The 20939-nt window shown below is 39.8% G+C and carries 19 protein-coding genes; 10 read left to right on the top strand and 9 right to left on the bottom strand.

Going from position 1 to position 20939, the window contains the following annotated elements:
• Positions 1-59: 59 nt before the first annotated feature.
• Positions 60-2438, bottom strand: a complete 2379-nt coding sequence (gene ppsA / locus FTU06_RS04985) for a phosphoenolpyruvate synthase (RefSeq protein ID WP_111884281.1) — start codon at positions 2436-2438, stop codon at positions 60-62.
• A 153-nt stretch (positions 2439-2591) separates the two neighbouring features.
• On the opposite strand from ppsA, the gene FTU06_RS04980 reads away from it, so the two are divergent.
• A complete protein-coding gene (locus FTU06_RS04980) occupies positions 2592-3428 on the top strand; it encodes a pyruvate, water dikinase regulatory protein (RefSeq protein WP_168377735.1) in 837 nt (278 codons plus the stop codon).
• 997 nt (positions 3429-4425) lie between these two features.
• Here FTU06_RS04980 and FTU06_RS04975 read toward each other — a convergent pair.
• The 5 genes from FTU06_RS04975 to FTU06_RS04955 form a co-directional block, all read right to left on the bottom strand.
• The gene (locus FTU06_RS04975) at positions 4426-4998 is read right to left on the bottom strand and encodes a flavoprotein (RefSeq protein WP_180133139.1); all 573 of its coding nucleotides are present in this window, start codon (positions 4996-4998) and stop codon (positions 4426-4428) included.
• A gap of 262 nt (positions 4999-5260) precedes the next feature.
• Positions 5261-5737: an inner membrane protein YiaA gene (yiaA, locus tag FTU06_RS04970; RefSeq protein ID WP_180145310.1), complete on the bottom strand. Its 477-nt coding sequence runs from the start codon at positions 5735-5737 to the stop codon at positions 5261-5263.
• Positions 5738-5968: 231 nt separating this feature from the next.
• On the bottom strand, positions 5969-6976 hold the full coding sequence (locus FTU06_RS04965) for an LLM class flavin-dependent oxidoreductase (RefSeq protein ID WP_180114051.1): 1008 nt from the start codon (positions 6974-6976) through the stop codon (positions 5969-5971).
• Between the two features lie 179 nt (positions 6977-7155).
• Entirely contained in the window at positions 7156-7671 is a 516-nt protein-coding gene (locus tag FTU06_RS04960) for a hypothetical protein (protein ID WP_078188572.1), read from the bottom strand.
• A 286-nt stretch (positions 7672-7957) separates the two neighbouring features.
• Positions 7958-8386: a glycine zipper domain-containing protein gene (locus FTU06_RS04955; protein ID WP_078193959.1), complete on the bottom strand. Its 429-nt coding sequence runs from the start codon at positions 8384-8386 to the stop codon at positions 7958-7960.
• A 368-nt stretch (positions 8387-8754) separates the two neighbouring features.
• On the opposite strand from FTU06_RS04955, the gene prfA reads away from it, so the two are divergent.
• Positions 8755-9843: a peptide chain release factor 1 gene (gene prfA, locus FTU06_RS04950; protein ID WP_078188570.1), complete on the top strand. Its 1089-nt coding sequence runs from the start codon at positions 8755-8757 to the stop codon at positions 9841-9843.
• Positions 9843-10661, top strand: a complete 819-nt coding sequence (prmC, locus tag FTU06_RS04945; RefSeq protein WP_180063547.1) for a peptide chain release factor N(5)-glutamine methyltransferase — start codon at positions 9843-9845, stop codon at positions 10659-10661. Before prfA ends, prmC begins: the two co-directional genes overlap by 1 nt.
• Before the next feature lie 69 nt (positions 10662-10730).
• Here the strand turns inward: prmC and FTU06_RS04940 are convergent, their stop codons facing one another.
• Both FTU06_RS04940 and FTU06_RS04935 read right to left on the bottom strand, forming a co-directional pair.
• Positions 10731-11084 (bottom strand): hypothetical protein, encoded by a 354-nt coding sequence (locus tag FTU06_RS04940; RefSeq protein ID WP_078188566.1) that lies wholly within the window; start codon positions 11082-11084, stop codon positions 10731-10733.
• A gap of 200 nt (positions 11085-11284) precedes the next feature.
• The gene (locus tag FTU06_RS04935; RefSeq protein WP_180088166.1) at positions 11285-12319 is read right to left on the bottom strand and encodes an AraC family transcriptional regulator; all 1035 of its coding nucleotides are present in this window, start codon (positions 12317-12319) and stop codon (positions 11285-11287) included.
• Positions 12320-12460: 141 nt separating this feature from the next.
• Here FTU06_RS04935 and FTU06_RS04930 point away from each other — a divergent pair, with 141 nt between their 5' ends.
• The 3 genes from FTU06_RS04930 (at position 12461) to FTU06_RS04920 (ending at position 16640) form a co-directional block, all read left to right on the top strand.
• Positions 12461-13231 (top strand): 3-hydroxyacyl-CoA dehydrogenase, encoded by a 771-nt coding sequence (locus FTU06_RS04930; protein ID WP_078188564.1) that lies wholly within the window; start codon positions 12461-12463, stop codon positions 13229-13231.
• Positions 13232-13549: 318 nt separating this feature from the next.
• On the top strand, positions 13550-14686 hold the full coding sequence (locus FTU06_RS04925) for an acyl-CoA dehydrogenase family protein (protein ID WP_180145307.1): 1137 nt from the start codon (positions 13550-13552) through the stop codon (positions 14684-14686).
• A gap of 310 nt (positions 14687-14996) precedes the next feature.
• Complete coding sequence (locus FTU06_RS04920) at positions 14997-16640, top strand: AMP-binding protein (RefSeq protein WP_180145304.1); 1644 nt, start codon at positions 14997-14999, stop codon at positions 16638-16640.
• A gap of 162 nt (positions 16641-16802) precedes the next feature.
• Here the strand turns inward: FTU06_RS04920 and FTU06_RS04915 are convergent, their stop codons facing one another.
• On the bottom strand, positions 16803-17318 hold the full coding sequence (locus FTU06_RS04915) for a pyridoxamine 5'-phosphate oxidase family protein (protein WP_180145301.1): 516 nt from the start codon (positions 17316-17318) through the stop codon (positions 16803-16805).
• Between the two features lie 662 nt (positions 17319-17980).
• Between FTU06_RS04915 and FTU06_RS04910 the strand changes: the two genes are divergently transcribed.
• The 4 genes from FTU06_RS04910 to FTU06_RS04895 all read left to right on the top strand — a co-directional run bounded on the left by FTU06_RS04910 (position 17981) and on the right by FTU06_RS04895 (position 20936).
• On the top strand, positions 17981-18709 hold the full coding sequence (locus FTU06_RS04910; RefSeq protein WP_180145417.1) for a HesA/MoeB/ThiF family protein: 729 nt from the start codon (positions 17981-17983) through the stop codon (positions 18707-18709).
• A 58-nt stretch (positions 18710-18767) separates the two neighbouring features.
• On the top strand, positions 18768-20066 hold the full coding sequence (locus FTU06_RS04905) for an AarF/ABC1/UbiB kinase family protein (protein ID WP_180145297.1): 1299 nt from the start codon (positions 18768-18770) through the stop codon (positions 20064-20066).
• 83 nt (positions 20067-20149) lie between these two features.
• Positions 20150-20530 (top strand): dihydroneopterin aldolase, encoded by a 381-nt coding sequence (gene folB / locus FTU06_RS04900; protein WP_168377722.1) that lies wholly within the window; start codon positions 20150-20152, stop codon positions 20528-20530.
• Positions 20487-20936, top strand: coding sequence for a 2-amino-4-hydroxy-6-hydroxymethyldihydropteridine diphosphokinase (locus FTU06_RS04895; protein WP_078193947.1), 450 nt, complete (start codon positions 20487-20489; stop codon positions 20934-20936). Before folB ends, FTU06_RS04895 begins: the two co-directional genes overlap by 44 nt.
• Positions 20937-20939 lie beyond the last annotated feature (3 nt).

Below are 20939 nucleotides of genomic sequence, written 5' to 3'. Positions count from 1 at the left end.
CTGTAAAAGTATAAATAAAAAAAAAGACCCACATGTGGGTCTTTTTTTAACACAGTTTATTAAGCTTGTTGAGCTTTTTCTTCAGAAAGGAAGAACCATGTGTCTAATACTGAGTCTGGGTTAAGCGAAACAGACTCAATGCCTTGTTCCATTAACCATTTAGCTAGGTCAGGGTGATCTGAAGGACCTTGACCACAAATACCTACGTATTTGCCAGCTTTACGACAAGCATGGATTGCCATTGAAAGAAGTGCTTTAACGGCTGGATCACGTTCATCAAATAGGTGAGAAACGATACCAGAGTCACGGTCTAGACCGAGTGTTAACTGAGTTAAGTCGTTAGAACCGATAGAGAAACCGTCGAAATGTTCAAGGAACTGTTCAGCCAACAATGCGTTAGTTGGAAGTTCACACATCATGATCACTTTAAGACCATTTTCACCACGTTTAAGACCGTTAAGCGCTAACAATTCAATAACACGTTTCGCTTCAGCAACAGTACGTACGAAAGGAATCATGATTTGAATGTTGGTTAAGCCCATTTCGTCACGTGCTTTTTTCAGTGCGCGGCATTCAAGTTCGAAGCAATCACGGAAGTTATCAGACACATAACGGCTTGCACCACGGAAGCCAAGCATTGGGTTTTCTTCTTCAGGTTCGTATAACTTACCACCGATTAAGTTTGCATATTCGTTTGACTTAAAGTCAGACATACGAACAATCACTGGTTTGTCAGCAAACGCTGCAGCAAGTGTAGAAATACCTTCAACTAGTTTTTCAACATAGAATTCGATAGGAGATGCATAACCCGCAGTACGTGACATTACAGCAGCACGAGTTTCACGTGGTAGGCTGTCAATATTAAGCAATGCTTTTGGATGTACGCCGATCATACGGTTGATGATGAACTCAAGACGAGCAAGACCAACACCTTCGTTAGGAATTTGAGCAAAGTCAAATGCGCGGTCAGGGTTACCTACGTTCATCATAATTTTGAACGGAAGTTTAGGCATAGATTCGATAGAATTGCGTTGGATTTCAAAGTCCAAAGCACCTTCGTAAATAAAGCCTGTGTCACCTTCAGCACAAGAAACAGTCACTTCTTGACCGTCAGTCAATACTTCAGTCGCATTACCACAACCTACAATTGCAGGAACACCAAGCTCACGTGCAATAATCGCAGCGTGACAAGTACGGCCACCACGGTTAGTGACAATCGCAGCTGCACGTTTCATTACTGGTTCCCAATCTGGGTCAGTCATGTCAGATACAAGTACGTCGCCGTCTTGAACTTTGTCCATTTCTTTGATCGAAGTCACGATACGAACGCGACCAGAACCAATACGTTGACCGATTGAACGACCTTCACAAATCACATTACCTTTTTGTTTAAGAAGGTAGCGTTCCATTGTGCCCACGTTTTGGCGGCTCTTCACAGTTTCAGGACGTGCTTGAACGATATAGATTTGGCCATCATCGCCATCTTTCGCCCATTCGATGTCCATTGCTGAACCATAGTGGTTTTCAATGATTAATGCTTGTTTAGCAAGTTCTTGAAGTTCGTGGTCATTTAAAGCGAATTGTTGACGATCTGCTTTTTCAACGTCTACAACAACCACTGACTTACCTGCAGCACCTTCTTCACCATAAATCATTTTTTGGTGTTTAGAACCAAGGTTACGACGTAATACAGCGTGTTTGCCTGCATTTAAAAGTGGTTTAGATACATAGAATTCGTCAGGGTTTACAGCACCTTGTACAACCATTTCACCCAAGCCATAAGAAGCTGTGATGAAAACTGCGTCACGGAAACCAGATTCTGTATCTAGTGTAAACATTACACCAGCTGCACCTGTTTCAGAGCGAACCATGCGTTGAACACCTGCAGATAACGCAACGACGTCATGTGCGAAGTTTTGGTGTACACGGTAAGAAATTGCGCGGTCGTTATAAAGTGAAGCAAATACTTCTTTAATCGCAATAAGGACGTTGTCGATACCACGGATGTTCAAGAAAGTTTCTTGTTGGCCAGCAAATGAAGCATCTGGTAAGTCTTCTGCTGTTGCAGATGAGCGAACGGCAACCGCGATATCAGGGTTGCCGTTTGAAAGAGCTGTGAAAGCCTCACGAATTTCTGTTTCAAGTTCAGCTGTAAGCGGAGTGTCTACAATCCATTGACGGATTTTTGCACCAGTTTCAGCAAGTGCATTTACATCGTCAACATTGAGTGCAGCAAGTTCAGCGTTAATTTTAGCGTTTAGGCCACTTTGCTCGAGGAATTCACGATATGCTTGAGCTGTAGTAGCAAAACCACCAGGAACAGATACACCAGCATTTGCTAGATGGCTGATCATTTCACCTAATGATGAGTTTTTACCACCCACGAGTTCTACGTCGTGTTTCCCTAATTTTTCTAGACCAATTACGCGCGCTTCCAAAGTTGTTACTCCACTTTTGCAGTATTAATCACTATCTTGGCATGAAATTATAACAAATTACTTAGCATTCTAAATTTACTAAGTGACAGTCATGTAAGATGGTTTACTATAAAGATTATATAGCACTAAGACAAATTTTGGAGGAGAATTTTAATGTCAGAAGGTAAACAGATTCAGCGTAGTGTTTTCTTTGTTTCGGATGGGACAGCGATTACCGCAGAAACGCTTGGTCATTCACTGTTAGCCCAGTTCCCTCATGTAGATTTTGACATTCATATTATTCCATATATTACCTCTGAAGAAGCAGCTACAAATGTGGTTGCAGAGATCAATCTTAGAGCGCAGCAAGACGGTCAAAAGCCTTTGGTGTTTGATACCCTTGTTGACCCGTATGTACGTGACATTATTAATACTGCAGATGCAGTAAATCTTGATGTTTTTGAAGGGCTTATTAGTAAACTGTCTGACGAGTTAGGCACAGCTCCTACAACTTTAGTCGGTCAAACCCATGCAGTAACAGATTCTGAGTCTTATAAAGCACGTATTGATGCGGTGCATTTTGCTTTAGATAACGATGATGGGGCACGTACTCGTCATTATGACAAAGCCGACTTAATTTTAATCGGGGTATCACGTTCGGGTAAAACACCGACTTCCATCTATCTCTCTTTGCAATTTGGTATTCGTGTAGCGAACTATCCGTTGACAGAAGAAGACTTGGATGACAACCGTTTACCTGCAGTTTTACGTGAGCATAAACATAAGTTATTTGGCTTGATGATTGATGCAGAGCGCCTTGTAGCAATTCGTTCAGAGCGTAAAGCCAATAGCCGTTATGCAAGTTTTAGTCAGTGCCAGATGGAATTACGTGCGATTGAAGGTATTTATATTTCAGAAGGGATTAAATACCTGAACGTGTCGGAAATGTCGATTGAAGAGATTTCAACTCGTGTTTTACAAATGACTGGACTGAAACGTCGTATTGGTTAAGTGTAAATTGAGCCACTTCGGTGGCTCTTTTGATGATAATCAATTTCTGTGTGAGTTATATAAAAATAGTATTAATTTCTGGCTTGTCATACTTTTAATGAATGATAAATATTTAAAATATTGATGAAAAAAATTAACGAAATTTGGGCTTAAAATATGAGCAATTTTAGGGTTTAAATGCGTGTAAACTAGGTGGAATTTTCTGCCCAAAAAATTATTGAATATGGACAAATTGACAGCTTTAATTTCTTAAAATAATCCGTGCTGTGCTGTGTTTTTATCTATGAATTAAGCCCGAATAATCCTCTTGATCTGAGTGGTGTAAATATTAGATTTAGTGTATTTGGTTTAATTTATGATCAAGTTTTCAAAAATTAATGATTTAAATGCTAAAAAATAGGCAGAAAATAGAATAAAAAATGATCAAATAGTAGCTTTTAGGTGTTAAATATCAAGAAATGGCATCATTTATTTAATTGATGTGGGTGAAAAATAGTCAAATTAATAACATTCAGGCTCTAAACTCCGATATAAATTGATATTTAAACTGGATTTCAATCTGTTATTTTCCTATTAAATATAGATAACAATATAGGTAAATATCGGTTGAACATAAGCATCAATATAAATTTTTCAACTTACAGTTAAGGAGTAAATAGAGCTGTGTAAAAAAAATAAGCACTGAAAAAATTATTGGTTTGAAATAAAGTTTTCATGAAGAATTGATCATAACTATTCAAAATTGCACGTCTATAAACTCGCTGTAGCTGCTGGTGCAGGTCGGAAGCATGATTTAAGTCTGAGCGCTGAAAAAGCATGTAGCACGATTAAAGCTATTTTCATTTATGGATTTTTAAGAATCCTTAGCCTTATCGAATGAAAGTATCCAATATAGTAGGGGAGCTACCAAAAGCCGCCAGAGATGGCTTTTGGTATTGTGATTTTTGATCAATCACAAAAATTTAATAGATGTCATGTGAAAATAATTGCAATGTCATTACTTTTCTTTGGATTGGTTAGATTCGCTGCGCACAATGACATCACACTCAAACGTATGTTCATCTAAAGCCGTGATTGAATTACTCTGAATTTTTGCAATTGGCCAAGTATTTAAGATGCAGTTTGGCTGCTGTAATGCTGCATAATAATGATCAGATTTTAGGAAGGTTTTGTTCTGAATTGCGGTATTTGGACTGAGTAAATGTCTTAACCAATGGTTCGGCACTTGATCTTCTAAAAACCGAATCGCCAAAATACTCTTAATACGATTGCTAAATAAACGTCGATTTTTTGCAATCAGTGGATGTTGAATTAATTTATTCAATAGACGTTCAGTACGCGGTAAAACAAATTGCGGTTTGATTTGATAGACCATGATGTTATCTGCAACCTGACATAGATGATGTAGTTCAGAGACCACATGCTGATCTATCCCAATAATGGCGATTTTTTGATTCTTAAAATCATAATCTTTGATCTGTTCTGAACCGATGATCGTTCCACGAAAGTGTTCAAAATCCTCTAGATGATTATTAAAAATATGGTGGGTTGCATCCTGCTTGTTGGCCATATTTATTCCTTGTCTTTTCTTTTTTTAGTTGAGTCTTAGATAGGAATATATTCTGTGATGGGCCAGTTGGGGTAAAGCGTTATTTCAGTCTGATGAGTCATGCAATTTGTCTAGAATTGATTTGCTTGGCCCTTGTCATTTATAGATTTCTAGGAGTGAACTGATTTTTTATGCGTTGAAGTTCATCTTTCGCTCAAGCAGATCGATATAACAATGAGCGACCTGCATGAACGGCTTTTGAGATCTATAAATGTGGCGAAGTTTAAAGTGGCTCATCATCTGGTGAGTTATAGTCAAGCTGACTCGTGGTTGAATGTTTAAGTTCGGGTTGGTCGGTGTGTGTACGTAAATAGTCCATATCACGAATATTTTTTTGTACAGCAACTGCACCAAACAAACTCATTAGGAAAGCCATCATGTAAAAACCTTTTTCACTTAATGCCAGTTCAGCATTCCAAAGGCCAAGGGCAAGAAGTACAAGGCAAATAATGACGGATGCCCAGCAAAGTCCGAAGTAGATTGCAGTGACATGCATTCCTTCTAAACGGTCACGAATGATTTTTTGTAGTGAAACCGATGAAAATAATCCATAGAGCAATAAAATGAGATAAAAGCCTTTTTCATTCAACATCATATTTGCATTGAATAAACCTATGCAAAACACCACAGCGCCTAAGATCAGTGCACACCAACTTGCTGCGATAAATGCGGGTGTGGGTTTATTAATATATTGGCTCATCTGCTTATTTTTCTCTTTGTTTTGCTTATGTTTAATATTTATACAGTAATAAAAATGAGTAAAGCAATTATTTCGTTGAGGCAATGATGGTTTTTAAGTGTAGTGATGGTCGTTGTTAGCCGAAACCATATTATCTGTTGACTGCTATCCGTCTAAAGAACCACAAAACGTAGTCGCAATCCTGCCTTTAGACGGATTAAACGCTTGGATTAGATCATTAAGTTGAGAGTCTTAAGCGAGATCATTTTTGATTTGCATTAAACGCTCGAAGTTTTCAATGCGCTTATCGGTATCGTAAATGTCGCAGGTGAAAATAAATTCATCAACGTCATATTTAGTAAGCAGGTTTTCTAAACCTGCTCGAACGGTTGCATTTGAACCGACTTGTCCCATAGCGTAGAAATTATCAACAGACATCTTTTCTGCAGCAGACCATAAGCCTTGCATACTGTTGACTGGAGCTTTGAGTTTTAAACTTTGACCACGCATTAAACCTAAAACTCGCTGATATGCACTTGTTGCTAGATATTCTGCTTCTTCATCTGTTTCAGCAACAACCGTTGGTACGCCCATAGAGACATAAGGTTGATCTAAATATTCGGATGCTTGGAAATTTTCACGATAGAGCTGAATTGCTTGTCCAAGCATGCGTGGTGCGAAATGTGAAGCAAAAGAATAGGGTAGACCTAAACGTGCAGCGAGTTGTGCACTGAATAAACTAGAACCTAGAAGCCATACGGGAACATGTGTATTTTGTCCTGGTGTAGCAATGATGCGCTGCTGTGGCTCAGGTGCTTTAAAATATTGCAATATCTCAAGGACATCTTGTGGAAATTGATCTTCAGTTTCCTGACGGCCACGGCGTAGTGCGCGCATGGTGGTTTGGTCTGTACCTGGTGCTCGACCTAAGCCGAGTTCAATACGGCCGGGATATAGCGTTTCAAGCGTGCCAAATTGTTCAGCGACAACCAAAGGTGCATGGTTGGGCAACATAATCCCGCCTGAACCGAGCTTGATGGATTGTGTATTTGCTAAGAGATAACCAAGTAAAACCGCAGTTGCAGAACTTGCGATGCCATCCATATTGTGGTGTTCGGCTAACCATAGACGCTCATAGCCAAGTTGTTCCGCTTTTTGTGCTAACTGGAGTGCATGTTTGAGTGAAAATTCGATGGTTTTATCATCTCGAACAGGTGCGAGTTCAAGTATTGAAAATTTTGTATCGGCTAGAGTACGCATGTTTTCTCTCAGAGATCTTTATATCGAAATAATACGATATAAAAAGCTGAATGTATATCGAATAAATTCGATATGGTCGTGGGGCGGTGTAAAAAGACAACTTTAGATATATCTAAACTTTTTTTATATACAAAAAAAGCACCCGAAGGTGCTGATTTTTTTCCATTGAAATATATCGATTAACGTTTACCGTTTTTGTACCAACCTAAGTGACGACCATTGTCTCCACGGTAGCCTCGGTCATTGTAGCTATAATTATTGGTACGATAGCCACGGTTGTTATAACGACGGTCATAGCGATCATCATAACGATCATCATAGCGACGGTCTTCAGACACTTTTTTACCTAGTGCAGAACCACCGGCTGAACCAAGTGCAGCACCGATATAACCACCGTTTGTGCCGCCCATGTTTTTACCTACGGTATAACCACCTGCGCCACCAAGTGCACCACCGATGATGGCACCATTACGGTCACGTTTGTTTGCCGATGCTGCTGCACCTGCACCGCCACCAATTGCTGAACCAATCATTGCGCCAGTTTGGCCGCCAACTTGGTTCCCGATTGCTGCACCAACAACACCACCTAAAGCAGAAGTTAAAGCAGTATTGGTGCTATTACCTGCATGTGTAGCAGTCATGGTAAGCGCTGAAGCGGCAATTGCTGCACTGAATAGAATTTTATTAATTTTCATTTTTAAACTCCTTACGAAGCATGATGTTTATCTGTTGATATCAATATATGAAAACACATAGCGAATATTTGGAGCGTGATGTGAAATAAAATATGTGTTCCGTTGCTGCAATGTAAATTTTGCACTTTATTTCTACATGATTGATCACATGGATAGAGTGGATCAACTCTACATATTTGAGGTGCAATAAATAAAATTGTATTTATCATTTGAAAAAAGGCGATACATAAAAAAAGCACCCGAAGGTGCTCTTTTCACGATCCAATACGGACTCACTAATTTTGAATTAGTGACGACGACGGTAACGTTTTTTGTATTTACGTTCTTGGTGTTTGTCGTAGGCTTTATCTTTAGAGATTTTATTACCTAGAGCAGCACCACCAGCAGCACCTAGTGCAGAGCCGATGTAACCACCGTTTGTACCGCCCATGCTTTTACCAACGGTATAACCTGTACCACCACCTAAAGCACCGCCGATAGCAGATTCTGTACGGTTACGTTTATTACTTGCTACCGCAGCACCACCAGCACCACCAAGAGCAGCACCAATTGTAGCGCCGGTATTACCGCCCATGTTTTTACCAATTGCAGTACCTGCAACACTACCTAATGCACTAGCTGCAGCAACGCGTGTTGTACTATCTGCATTTGCAGACACAGTGAACATAGAAGCAGTTGCTAGAGTGGCTGTCATTAAAAGAGTATTCAGTTTCATAGTTCACTCCATGTCCTTCATAAACGCGAGGACTTTTTCATAATCATTTCGATGGCAGTAAATGTAACAAAACTATTCGCTATAAATATGGAGAGCTTTCACTTTATTTAGTGATTTGAGTGTCTAGTTTGTATAAGTTTTATTAATATTGTGAAAAAAAAGGTCGAATGCTGAAAATCTGTACGACTTTATGGAGAAAGGTAGGAGTGATGAAGTTCACACTTTGATATTTAGGGTCATTGATAGGCCAAAAAACAATATATATGTCATTTCAGACCCATTATCGGTACACTAGCGCCATTATTTTGAATTTTGGCATATCCGTGAAAGTTTAGCGGTAGAGCCTGTGTATTGAGATTTTTTGAAAAATGAAAGAATCGTTACGTTTACGATTAGATCAGCTCTCTGACCGTCACGAAGAATTAAATGCATTACTCGCAGATGTAGAAGTCATTTCAGACAACAAACGTTTCCGTCAGTTGTCACGTGAGCATAGTGATTTATCTGAAATCACTGAAGTTTGGAAAAAATACCGTCAAGCAGAAGAAGATATTGAGACTGCTGAAGTAATGATGACGGATCCAGATTTTAAAGAAATGGCCGTTGAGGAAATCAAAGAAAATAAAGCTTTGATCGGTCAGCTTGAAGCAGACTTAAACATTCTGATGATTCCAAAAGATCCGAATGATGCGAACTCTGCTTATTTAGAAATTCGTGCCGGAACAGGTGGTGACGAAGCTGCAATTTTCTCTGGTGACTTGTATCGAATGTACAGTAAATATGCTGAATCACAAGGTTGGCGTATTGAAGTGCTGTCTGAAAATGACGGCGAACATGGCGGTTATAAAGAAGTGATTTGCCTTATCAATGGTGAAGGTGTATATGGTCGTTTGAAATTTGAAAGTGGTGCACATCGTGTACAGCGTGTTCCTGCAACAGAGTCACAAGGTCGTGTTCATACTTCGGCATGTACTGTTGCGATTTTGCCGGAAATTGATGTAGACACAAGTGTTGAAATTAATCCTTCAGAATTACGTATTGATACCTATCGTGCCTCTGGTGCAGGTGGTCAGCACATTAACAAAACTGACTCCGCGGTGCGTATTACCCATATACCAACGGGTACAGTTGTAGAATGTCAGGATGAACGTTCACAACATAAAAACAAAGCCAAAGCGATGGCGCTGTTGGTTTCTCGTTTAGAAAATGCCAAACGTGCGGCGGCAGATGCCGCGACATCTGAAATGCGTCGTGACTTAGTAGGTTCTGGTGACCGTTCTGAGCGTATTCGTACCTATAATTATCCACAAGGTCGTATGACTGATCATCGGATTAACCTAACGCTGTATAAGTTGGATGCAGTGATGGAAGGTGATTTGACTGAATTGCTAGATAGTTTGCATCGTGAATATCAAGCCGATCAGTTGGCGTTATTAGCACAGCAGAATGGTGGCTGATGAATATTGCACAGGCTTTGGCCTATCGTGGTGAACCTGAAAGTTATGAACGTCAGGAAAATGCGTGGTTGTTAGAGCACATCACCAAGATTGATTCTTTTGATTTAATCATGAAAAAGGATCAAGAATTGACGGCAGAACAAGAACAACTCTATGTCGACAGTCTTGCTCGTATTGCAGCAGGTGAGCCTTTGGCTTATGTCACAGGTTCTCAGCCATTTTGGACGCTAGACTTAAAAGTGACTAAAGATACTTTGGTTCCACGTCCTGATACGGAAGTACTCGTTGAAACTGTACTCCGTTTAGAACTTCCTGAAGATGCTCGTGTGGTCGATTTAGGAACAGGAACTGGTGCTGTAGCCTTGTCATTAGCCAGTGAACGTCCAGATTGGTCAATTGTAGCTTCGGATATTTACGAACCTACCTTGGAAGTTGCTGAGTTTAATGCCAAAAAGCATGATCTTGAACATGTGCAGTTTGTCTTAGGTTCTTGGTTGAAACCCTTTGGTCGTGCTTTCTTTGATGTAATTGTGTCAAATCCGCCGTATATCGATGCTGATGATGTACACATGAAAGATTTGGCGACAGAGCCTGAACGTGCTTTGGTTGCGGACAATCATGGGCTTGCAGATATTGAGCAAATCATTCTTCAAGCTAAAAAACATTTAACCGTGAATGGTTGGGTGGTGCTCGAACATGGCTATGACCAAGGTGAATCGGTCAGACATTTGTTCTTGCAGGCTGGATATCGAAATGTTCGGACTATAAAAGATTATGGCGGTAATGACCGTGTCAGCTTAGGTCAGTGGCAACATTGATTTAGTGTTAGATAAATAGTCAAAAATAAAGCGCATTGAATGCGCTTTATTTTTATATTCGATCAATGCTTACATTGGGTAGTCTTGTAAGCTATCGAAAACTTCAACTTGTTCTAAAGCTGCTGTTTCTACTGCAAGACAGTAAGCAATAATTTTTGCAGTTGCATTCACTAAATTTTCATCTTTTAGATTTGCACCTGCTTGAATTGCTTCAATGTCATCTGCTTGGATATCCAGTGCATGAGCAACTTCAACTGCATTTTCAGTGCTAAAAAATTGTGAGATCAAATTTTGCAAATCGATATCTGCGACAGTTTTAAGCTGTTCATGAAACAGTTCATCAATTGCGTCAATCTGAGTGAAAAGAGAATCTGAAAAGTTTTGAACAAGTTGTTGTTCAAGAACATCAATCATCTTAAGCATAGGAAAGCCTTTCAAGGAGATGCAGGAGAATTGGAATATAAATAAGCAAAGTGCTTTAAATTGAGTGAAAAATAACCTAATTAGACTAAAGTAGCAATCGTTCAAGGATGAATGGTCAGTCTATTTATTGAATATTTTTAAGTTATTGATTTTCTATTAATTAGATGAATATTCAATTTATAAATAGCGAAAATCAAATTTTAGGCCTTGAATTCAGGCGCATTATTTTGTCGATACGCACCGGGACTGACACCTGTCCATTTTTTAAAAGCCCGATGAAAAGCACTCGGATCATGAAAATTTAGTTCTTCACTGATATCTTGTAAGCTTTTATCGGTATGGGTTAAAAAATCGATGGCAGTATCACGTCGGATATCATTTTTGAGTTGTTGATAACTCACACCTTCACTTTTAAGACGGCGATGCATCGTGGCTTCCGACATATTCATTTTGACTGCCAACTCATAAAACTCTAACCATTCGGCAGGAGAAACGTCTAAGAGTTGTTTGCGAATTTGGCTGCTAAGTGCATACGGGTTTTTAAAACGAACCAAGAGGTTTTCAGGCGTTTGTTGTAGGAATTGATACCAGGAACGTGTGTCTTGTTTGATGGGAAGGCTTAAATAACTGGCATCGAGCTGTATATAGTTTTGACTGGCTTGGTAATGAATATTTTCGCAGAAGCGAACTTTATAGTCGTGATCATCAAGCGGTGCATCACATTTAAATTGGATTTGGTTTAATAAAATCCGTTGACCACTTAGCCAGCACAGTAGCGTGTGGATGAGCATTAAATATGTGGCATAGCTGAACATGCGTTTAGGCGCATGTTGGTCATAGATCACGATATAAGCAAAGTGATCTTCAATGGTTAAATCGCTATGTAAGTCATCTAAAACCAGATTTAAAAATTGTAGGATTTGCTTTAGTGCATCACCCAATGTGCTGTTATGCATGACCATTTTCGACAGTAGCTTAAAACTACCACGTCGCATAGCATGCCGATCCATGCCAAAAAATTCATCATCCATCACATCTGCAAGATGAGTCCATAAAGCCGCATATTGTGAAACGGAAACTCTGGTTTTACTCGATAGCAGTAACTCTGAGGGTATACCAGACTTTTGTAAAATAGCAGAAATATCAAAGTGCTTTTTTTGCGCATCGTGTAATGCTTCATGCACCAAGTCGATAGAAATCGTCCCTTTGCTGTATTCGAGTCCATGCTTCGGCATATGTGCGGATAGGTCCTTGTTCAGAATTGTCCAAATACATCAGAAAAGATGCAACATTTGGAAATTGTACTGAATAAATTCTCTGTTTACTCTGCATCTTAAGTCGAATTTAAAACAAGACATCGTAAATAGGGAAATGCTATGGACATTAAAGGAAAAGTTTTTGTTGTGACAGGTGGTGCATCAGGACTAGGCGCTGCGACAGCAACACATCTGATTGGCTTGGGTGCCAAAGTGATTATTGTGGATATGAATCATGAGCATGGCGAAGCGATGCAACGTCAACTAGGTGATCATGCCAAATTTGTTCAATTGGATGTCACTGATGAACAAGCGGTCGGCGCTTTCTTTGCACAAGTTGAAGCTGAATTTGGTCAACTCAATGGCTTAGTGAACTGTGCAGGTATCGCACCCTCTGCAAAAGTTTTAGGGCGTGACGGATTACATGATTTGGCGATGTTCCAAAAAGTATTAAATATTAATGTTTCAGGTACATTCAACATGCTGCGCTATGCGGCACAACTGATTGCTAAATATGAATTAAAAGCAGGTGAAGAAGAGCGTGGCGTGATTGTGAATACGGCGTCGGTTGCAGCTTTTGATGGTCAAATTGGTCAGTCGGCTTATGCAGCATCTAAAGGGGCAGTGGTTGCAATGACATTACCTCTTGCACGTGAGCTTGCACGTGAGTCGATTCGTGTGATGACCATTGCTCCGGGCATTATGGAAACGCCGATGCTCAAAGGCTTGGCACAAAATGTACAAGATGCTTTGGGGCAAATGGTGCCTTTCCCACCACGCTTAGCAAAACCACAAGAGTTTGCAAAATTAGTGACGCATATTTTTGAAAACGCTTATCTCAATGGCGAAGTGATACGTCTTGATGGCGCGATTCGTATGCAGCCTAAATAGTTATTTATTAAAACTGCTTATTCAGGCTTCTACGACGGAGTCTTATCGAGAATAACTTCGTTGACAGTAGCTCATCTCATTACTTTTGTTTCGGCAAAAGTAACCAAAACCATTGTCATTTGCAAAACTCGTCATCAAGTATTTATTGATTTATAGGTCGCAGAAACATTTGAGATTAATGGCGTCCTGCCTCAGACAGTTGCAAATGACGTCGTCGTGTATCCAACTTTGCTTTATACAGCCAAAGTATTTTTAATTCCGCAGTTATCCAAAAATTAAAGCTATACACGCTATAAAAGATTTAGAAAAGGAAGTCTCATGATTTTAAATGATGAACAAAAAATGGTTCAGGACATGATGCGAAGTTATTCGCAAGAAAAACTGAAACCAACGGCTGCAGAGCGTGACAAAACGGCGTCATTTCCTGCACAAGAACTTAAGGAACTGGGTGAGCTAGGTGCTTTAGGCATGACGGTTTCGGACGAATGGGGTGGTGCAGGTTTAGACTATGTGTCTTTGGTTGTTGCCTTAGAAGAAATTGCTGCTGGCGATGGTGCGATTTCCACAATTGTTAGCGTACAAAATTCACTGCCATGTGGCATTACGCAGCGTTATGGTACAGAAGCACAAAAAGAAAAATACTTAAAAAAATTAGCCACAGGCGAATGGTTAGGTTGTTTTTGCCTAACAGAACCACAAGTGGGTTCAGATGCGAGTGCGTTGGAATGTAAAGCGGAGCGTGATGGTGATGAGTGGGTGTTAAATGGCACCAAGCAATTTATTACCACAGGAAAACATGCCCAAGTAGCCTTGGTTTTTGCGGTAACGGATAAGTCTGCAGGTAAAAAAGGGATTTCGTGCTTTTTAGTACCAACGGATGCGCCGGGTTATATCGTAACGCGTTTAGAAGACAAAATGGGTCAGCATTGTTCCGATACAGCAACTATTGTTTTAGATGACTGTCGTATTCCTGCGGATAGTCTTTTAGGCCAAGAGGGTGAAGGCTATAAAATTGCCTTATCGAACTTAGAGTCAGGTCGAATTGGTATTGCAGCGCAGTCTGTGGGTATGGCCCGTGCGGCATTAGATGCAGCCGTTGAATATGCTAATGAACGAAAGGCATTTGGGGTGGAGATTGTTCAGCATCAAGCCGTGGCATTTCGCCTCGCGGATATGGCCACCCAAATTGAGGCAGCACGTCAATTGATTTTCCATGCAGCGACGTTAAAAGATGCAGGTTTTCCATGTTTAAAAGAAGCCTCGATGGCGAAACTTTTTGCATCGATGATGGCTGAACGGGTGTGTTCAGATGCGATTCAGATCCATGGGGGCTATGGTTATGTATCTGATTTTCCAGTAGAACGAATTTATCGTGATGTGCGTGTCAGTCAAATCTATGAAGGTGCGTCGGACATTCAACGTCTGGTGATTGCACGTGAAGTAACCAAAGGATAGCTGGTTAAGAAATAGACTTTGGTCGATGTTCAAACCCTGCAATGGCGTTGATGGTTATGGAAATTGCAGGGCACATCCAAACATGGTTATCTAGGTATAGACAGTCTAAAAATAGGTAGTTTACGAATAGATTGTCGAAGAGTATAAGTTTCAAAACTAAAAAACCGACATTGCAATCGGTGTATGGAAAAGCAGTTAAAGCGGATGTGGCAAAGGAATCGTCACTAGTACGCAGTGGTACAACAACAAGATGAATAAACCTCAAAGTCTTGCACTTTGAATCATAGAGAACAGGATAGGAATTGTCGTCATGAAGACACTAGAACAAGCATATCGTGATTTTAATTTTGAAAAAATGGTTGCAGAACAATTGGTCGGTACGCCAAGTTCAATCAATGCTTATGATGAATGTTGTGGGCGCTATGTTGGGCAAAATCGAACTGCACTGATCTGGGAAGGTAAAAATGGTGAATCTGAACAATGGACTTTTGAGCAATTAGATTTAGCTTCTGCACAATTGGCAAATTATTATCAGCGCATTGGGCTAAAAGCAGGTGATTGCATTGCAGGTCTATTACCCCGTACTGCAGAGTTATTGATCACCGTATTGGCAACATGGCGTATAGGGGCAATTTATCAGCCTTTGTTTACGGCATTTGAGTCCAAAGCGATTGAGCATCGGGTGCAAACTGCGGGAACAAAGCTGATTGTAACCAACACTGAGCAACGATCAAAACTCAATCATATTGATTTACCACATATTTTAACCGTGCATGCCGATCAAGCAATTCAGACAGATCCTGACTTTTGGTCAGAGCTGCAACTTCATGACACCACATATAACTCAGTACCACGTTCATTTGACGATGAATTTTTAATGATGTTTACATCGGGAACGACCGGTTTGGCCAAGTCTGTACCTGTGCCACACAAAGCGTTATTGGCATTTAAAGGGTATATGACACATGCGGTTGATTTGCGTGATGAAGATTCATTTTGGAATTTGGCAGATCCGGGTTGGGCTTATGGTTTGTACTATGGAATTGCAGGGCCATTAAGTTTAGGACACAGCATTATTATGGATGAACGTACTTTTAGTGTTGATCATGCACTTCAAGTCATCAAAAAATATAAAGTCAGTAATTTGACCGGTTCACCAACGGCATTTCGTATGTTCTTTGGTTTTAAAGAAAAATTTGATGAATCCCTAAAATCACATTTACGGGTTGTGAGTAGTGCAGGAGAGCCACTAACGCCCGAAGTGATTCAATGGTTTAATCACGACTTAAACGTCAATATTTATGACCAATATGGACAAACGGAACTCGGCATGGTGATTGCAAATCATCATGCCTTAGAACACTACAAAAAAGTGGGTTCAGCCGGTTTTGCTATACCGGGTCATCGTTTCGCGGTGCTTAATAAAGACTATCAAGAAATTGAACGTGGTGGCATTGGAACATTGGCATTAGATTGGTCGCAATCTCCACTCATGTGGTTCACAGGCTATGGTGGCAATAACCGTAAAGCCTTTGTCGGGAACTACTATTTAACCGGTGATACCGTTCGTTTAAACGAAGAAGGCGGCATTGATTTTGTAGGTCGTGCAGACGATGTCATTACAACGTCAGGCTATCGTGTTGGGCCTTTCGATGTGGAAAGCACATTATTAGAATGTGAAGAGGTTTTAGAGTCGGCAGTTGTTGGTAAGCCTGATCCTGAGCGGACTGAATTGGTCAAAGCTTTTGTGGTATTGAAACCACAATATCAAGCAAGTTCTGAACTCATGGATAAACTACAAGCCTATGTACGATCTCGTTTATCCAAGCATGCTTATCCAAAAGAAATTGAATTTGTGGATGGGTTGCCTAAAACATCGAGTGGAAAAATCCAACGTAATTTGTTGAAGCAACAAGAAGTGGCCAAAGCGCAATTAATTCAAAAGGTCAGTTGAGTCAATTTATATACGCAAAAAAGGCTGCTTGATGCAGCCTTTTTTAAATTGATGTTTGAGCTGGTGAAACCATTCATTCGAGATCATATATGCACTTGACTAACTATGGGACAATCCAAATTAACCTAAAATTAAAGCATTAATTCAAATCAATAAAATCATTTATTTTAAGTTCAGGGTATTATGTTCAGTATCAAGTTCTTGAGTTTTACCCGTTAAATTGCCCTTCAAAACTTTGAATAAATGGGTGACTTTATTGTCTTTGACATTCCAGAATTCTGCACTAATAGCATTAGCTATCAAAACACGAACAGTAGGATCAGTCTTGCCATCGAACCAGTTTTCAGCCCAAGGTTTCCATAATTTATCGATTAGGGCCGCATCTGTACTGATTTCTCCATGAGCACTAACTGATACATAAATATCGTCTGAAGGTTTAGCGAATGCTAATCCAAGATGATTACGACCTGCATTGACTGCCTCTACAAGGTCATTGTTTTCTTTCATAAGAAAATAGATATTTTCATGCTCATTCATCTTATCAGAATTAAGCATGGTCATAGGTTGAGAATGAATTTCTTGCTTGTCAGTGACATGGCTAATCATGGTGAAACGCACGTCTTTAATGAGTTTCCATAATTTTTGTCGCTGATCTTGTTCAATGTATTCTTGTGACATTTTTATTCTCCACTTTTAAGTAATCACTTTGGGGATAAAGGGGTAAATATGACTGAGCACAAAGTATTTGAATAATGTGTGTTAGCTCATAAGTTTATCGAACATATTATGTCAGCAATTTAATTCTCACTGAATTCATACATATACCTACGGATTAAATCTCTTTGCATACATAAACGCTTAAAATATCTTGAATTAAGTTTTATTTTTTGAGGCTAAGGTAGAAAAGAATCATTAAAATTAACCTAATATAAGCAGCTCTAGTGCAACTAAATACGGTTAAAAATATAACTATATTTTTAATTTATTATTTTTAAAACATGTATACGCTATACCTCTATGATGTTTCTACATACTAAGGTGTCTGAGATACTGTATTTTAAATAGTGTAATTGAAGATACGCTAACTAAGAAAAATACCATGTCTACAGAGCATTTATTTTAACTTTAAGCTGTATATTGTCTTGCTCAAATAGCAGGGTGTTTTTACACTGTTTCGGGTTTGTACTCGAACAACATTTGATGGATATCGGTGTTTTAATCTTTTGCGTGCGATACAAACTCGCCCATTTTTTATGCTTGACGAATTTTAATAAGGAAATACTTTGTCTACGTTTAAATCGAATGAATCAACATCTGAATTTGAATTAAGTGATGATGAAATGCATTTATACAGCCGTCAAATATTGCTTGATGGATGGGACATCGATGCACAAGAGAAGCTAAAACTTGCCAATGTACTCATCGTAGGGTGTGGTGGAATTGGGTGTACCACAGCCGAATTATTGGCACGTGCAGGCGTCGGACAAATTACTTTAATCGATGCAGATCGAATTGAAATCAGTAATTTGCAACGACAAATCGCGTATACCAAAAACGATGTAGGTTTTTATAAATCAGAAATTTTGGCTAAACGCTTACAAGCAATTAACCCGCATATCCGAGTGCAAAGCTATACCACAAAATTAGATGAAAGCAACGCAAAGGCATTGATTTCACAGCAAGATTTGGTTCTCGATGGTTGTGATAATTTCAGCACGCGTTATTTGGTCAATGTGAGCTGCGTAGAAAATAATGTGGCGCTGATTAGTGCATCTGCAATTGGCTTTCAAGGGCAGTTATTTATGGTTGAAGCCGATGCTGCCTGTTATGAATGTTTATTTCCAAAAGAACATCATACCAGTGAAAGTTTGCGCTGTGCAGACTCGGGTGTGCTTGCAACCACACCAAATGTTATGGCAAGTTTGCAAGCACATCATGCCTTGCTCTATTTGGGTTTAGGGACGACGGCACTGAAACAAAAGCTTTTGTTGTGGGATGGTCGGTCAATGAAGCAAAAAATTCTCGCTTTTGAAAAAGATCCCGATTGTCCAATCTGTCAGGCAAGATAAAGAAGCAAGCCCTTATTTTTTTGCTACACTCACGTTAATTATTTTTTTCTAAGACATTATGAAAAACAATATCTGGTTAGATGGAATTCGCTCGGTTGCCCGAATGGGTGAGACCGCAGTCGTTGCGGCGAAAGCCGGCTTTAAATATGCAACTGAAAAACCAAGTAACGCAAAATTAATGCGTGAAACTTTTGAATCGCTAGGTTCAACCTATATTAAATTAGGTCAATTTATTGCCAGTACACCTTCTTTATTTCCACGTGAATATGTCGAAGAGTTTCAAGGCTGTTTAGATCAGACACCGTCATTGCCGTTTAGTTATGTGCAGCAGGTATTGGGTTCAGAATTTGCTGGTCGTAATTTAGATGAAATATTTGCTTCAATTGATGAAAAGCCTTTGGCTTCTGCATCGATTGCACAGGTGCATGCCGCTAAATTGGTCAGTGGTGAAAATGTCGTTATAAAGGTGCAAAAACCGGGTGTCGAGACGATTCTCTATACAGATTTAAACGTTTTACATTGGGCTACTAAACTGGTTGAAAAAGCTGTATCCAAAGTTAAATTTGCCTCACTTGCAGATATCGTTGAAGAAATTAAAGTTCGCATGGTACGTGAGGTGGACTTTATTGAAGAAGCTCAAAATCTTGACGACTTTGTGAATTATCTGAACGTAACTCAAAATAAAGCCGCAACAGCACCAAAGGTTTATCACCAATATTCAACACGTCGTGTCTTAACCATGGAGCGTTTATACGGCGTACCATTGACTGATTTTGATGTGGTCAAGAAAGTCGCTAAAGATCCATCGCAAGTTTTGGTGACAGCGATGAATACATGGTTTGGCAGCTTGATGTTATGTAACAGTTTCCATGCAGACTTACATGCAGGCAACCTGATGCTGCTTGAAGATGGTCGAGTTGGCTTCATCGATTTTGGTATCGTGGGCCAGTTGAAACCTGAAGTGTGGACAGCATGTATTGCGTTTATGGATGCCCTACAAAAAACTGACTACAACTTGATGGCTGAAAATATGCTGAAAATGGGCATGACGGCTGTCAAAATTGACACACAAGTCTTAGCTGCCGACTTAGAACGCTTATTTAGCGGTGTGCTTTTGGCCGATCCGCAAGAGTTATTAACCTCAAAGCCTGCCGATTTGAATGACATCATGATGGATATGGTACAAGTCGGAGAGCGTCATGGTATTCGCTTCCCACGTGACTTCGCTTTATTATTCAAACAAATGTTGTACTTCGACCGCTTTATGCGCATCCTTGCGCCATATACTGATATTTATGCAGACCAGCGTATTCAAATGGTGCAGACTATGGACCCTAATTTATTGTTGAAGCAATAATTTAGCCGCAAGATATAAATAAAATCCTCCTTCTTTAACAGGAGGATTTTATCGATGTTTAAGATTTTAATTTGAGTGTAAGAATGGACGCAATTATCATTGAAGGTTTGAAAGTTGAGACCGTCATCGGCTGTTTCAATTGGGAGCGTCAAATTATTCAGCCTTTGATGCTCGACCTCAATATTCAAACCAGTTTAGCGCAGGCGGCTCAGTCAGATGAGCTTGAAGATACCTTGAATTATGCTGAAATTTGCGAAATATCAGCCAAAGTCATTCAAACTGCTCAACCTAAATTGATCGAACATGCAGCAAAACTGGTGATTGATGCACTTTTTGCTACCTATGACAGCATTGAATCTATTATGATTAGCATCCGGAAGCCTGCCATTATCGCGCAAGCCAATTCTGTAGGAATTCGTCTTGAACGCCACCGAAACGATTTTCGCCCTAGCTCTGGCGAGTAATTTCAATCCCAAACCGCATTTTCAACAGGCTTTACGTCAAATTCAGGCTTTGGGTCATGTTGAATTTTCCAAAATTTATGTGATTCCTTGTCGTGATGGCATTGGGGCGGATTATTGGAATGCAGCTTGTTTGGTGAAAAGCAGTTTATCTGTAGATGAAATCAGCACCTTACTGAAAAAAATGGAAGCAGACTCAGGTCGTGTTCGTCCGTCTCATAATATCGCTTTGGATCTGGATCTGATCGCGTGGGGCGAAAGCTTAGCGCACATGCAATTTAATCCGAAAAAACTGCCTTTAGCACTCGATGTTAAAATACCAATGTTCGACATTTGGAAAAATGAAATGTTTGAACATCCAGCACATCAATTTCCTATGGTGAGTTGCCAAAAAGTTTTAGTGGATTGAGCG

This window comes from Acinetobacter sp. YH12052, from assembly GCF_013419835.1.
GTDB classification, from domain to species: Bacteria; Pseudomonadota; Gammaproteobacteria; order Pseudomonadales; family Moraxellaceae; genus Acinetobacter; species Acinetobacter amyesii.
The sequence above is the reverse complement of the archived record's forward strand: the minus strand, read 5'-3'. Positions and strand labels throughout refer to the sequence as shown.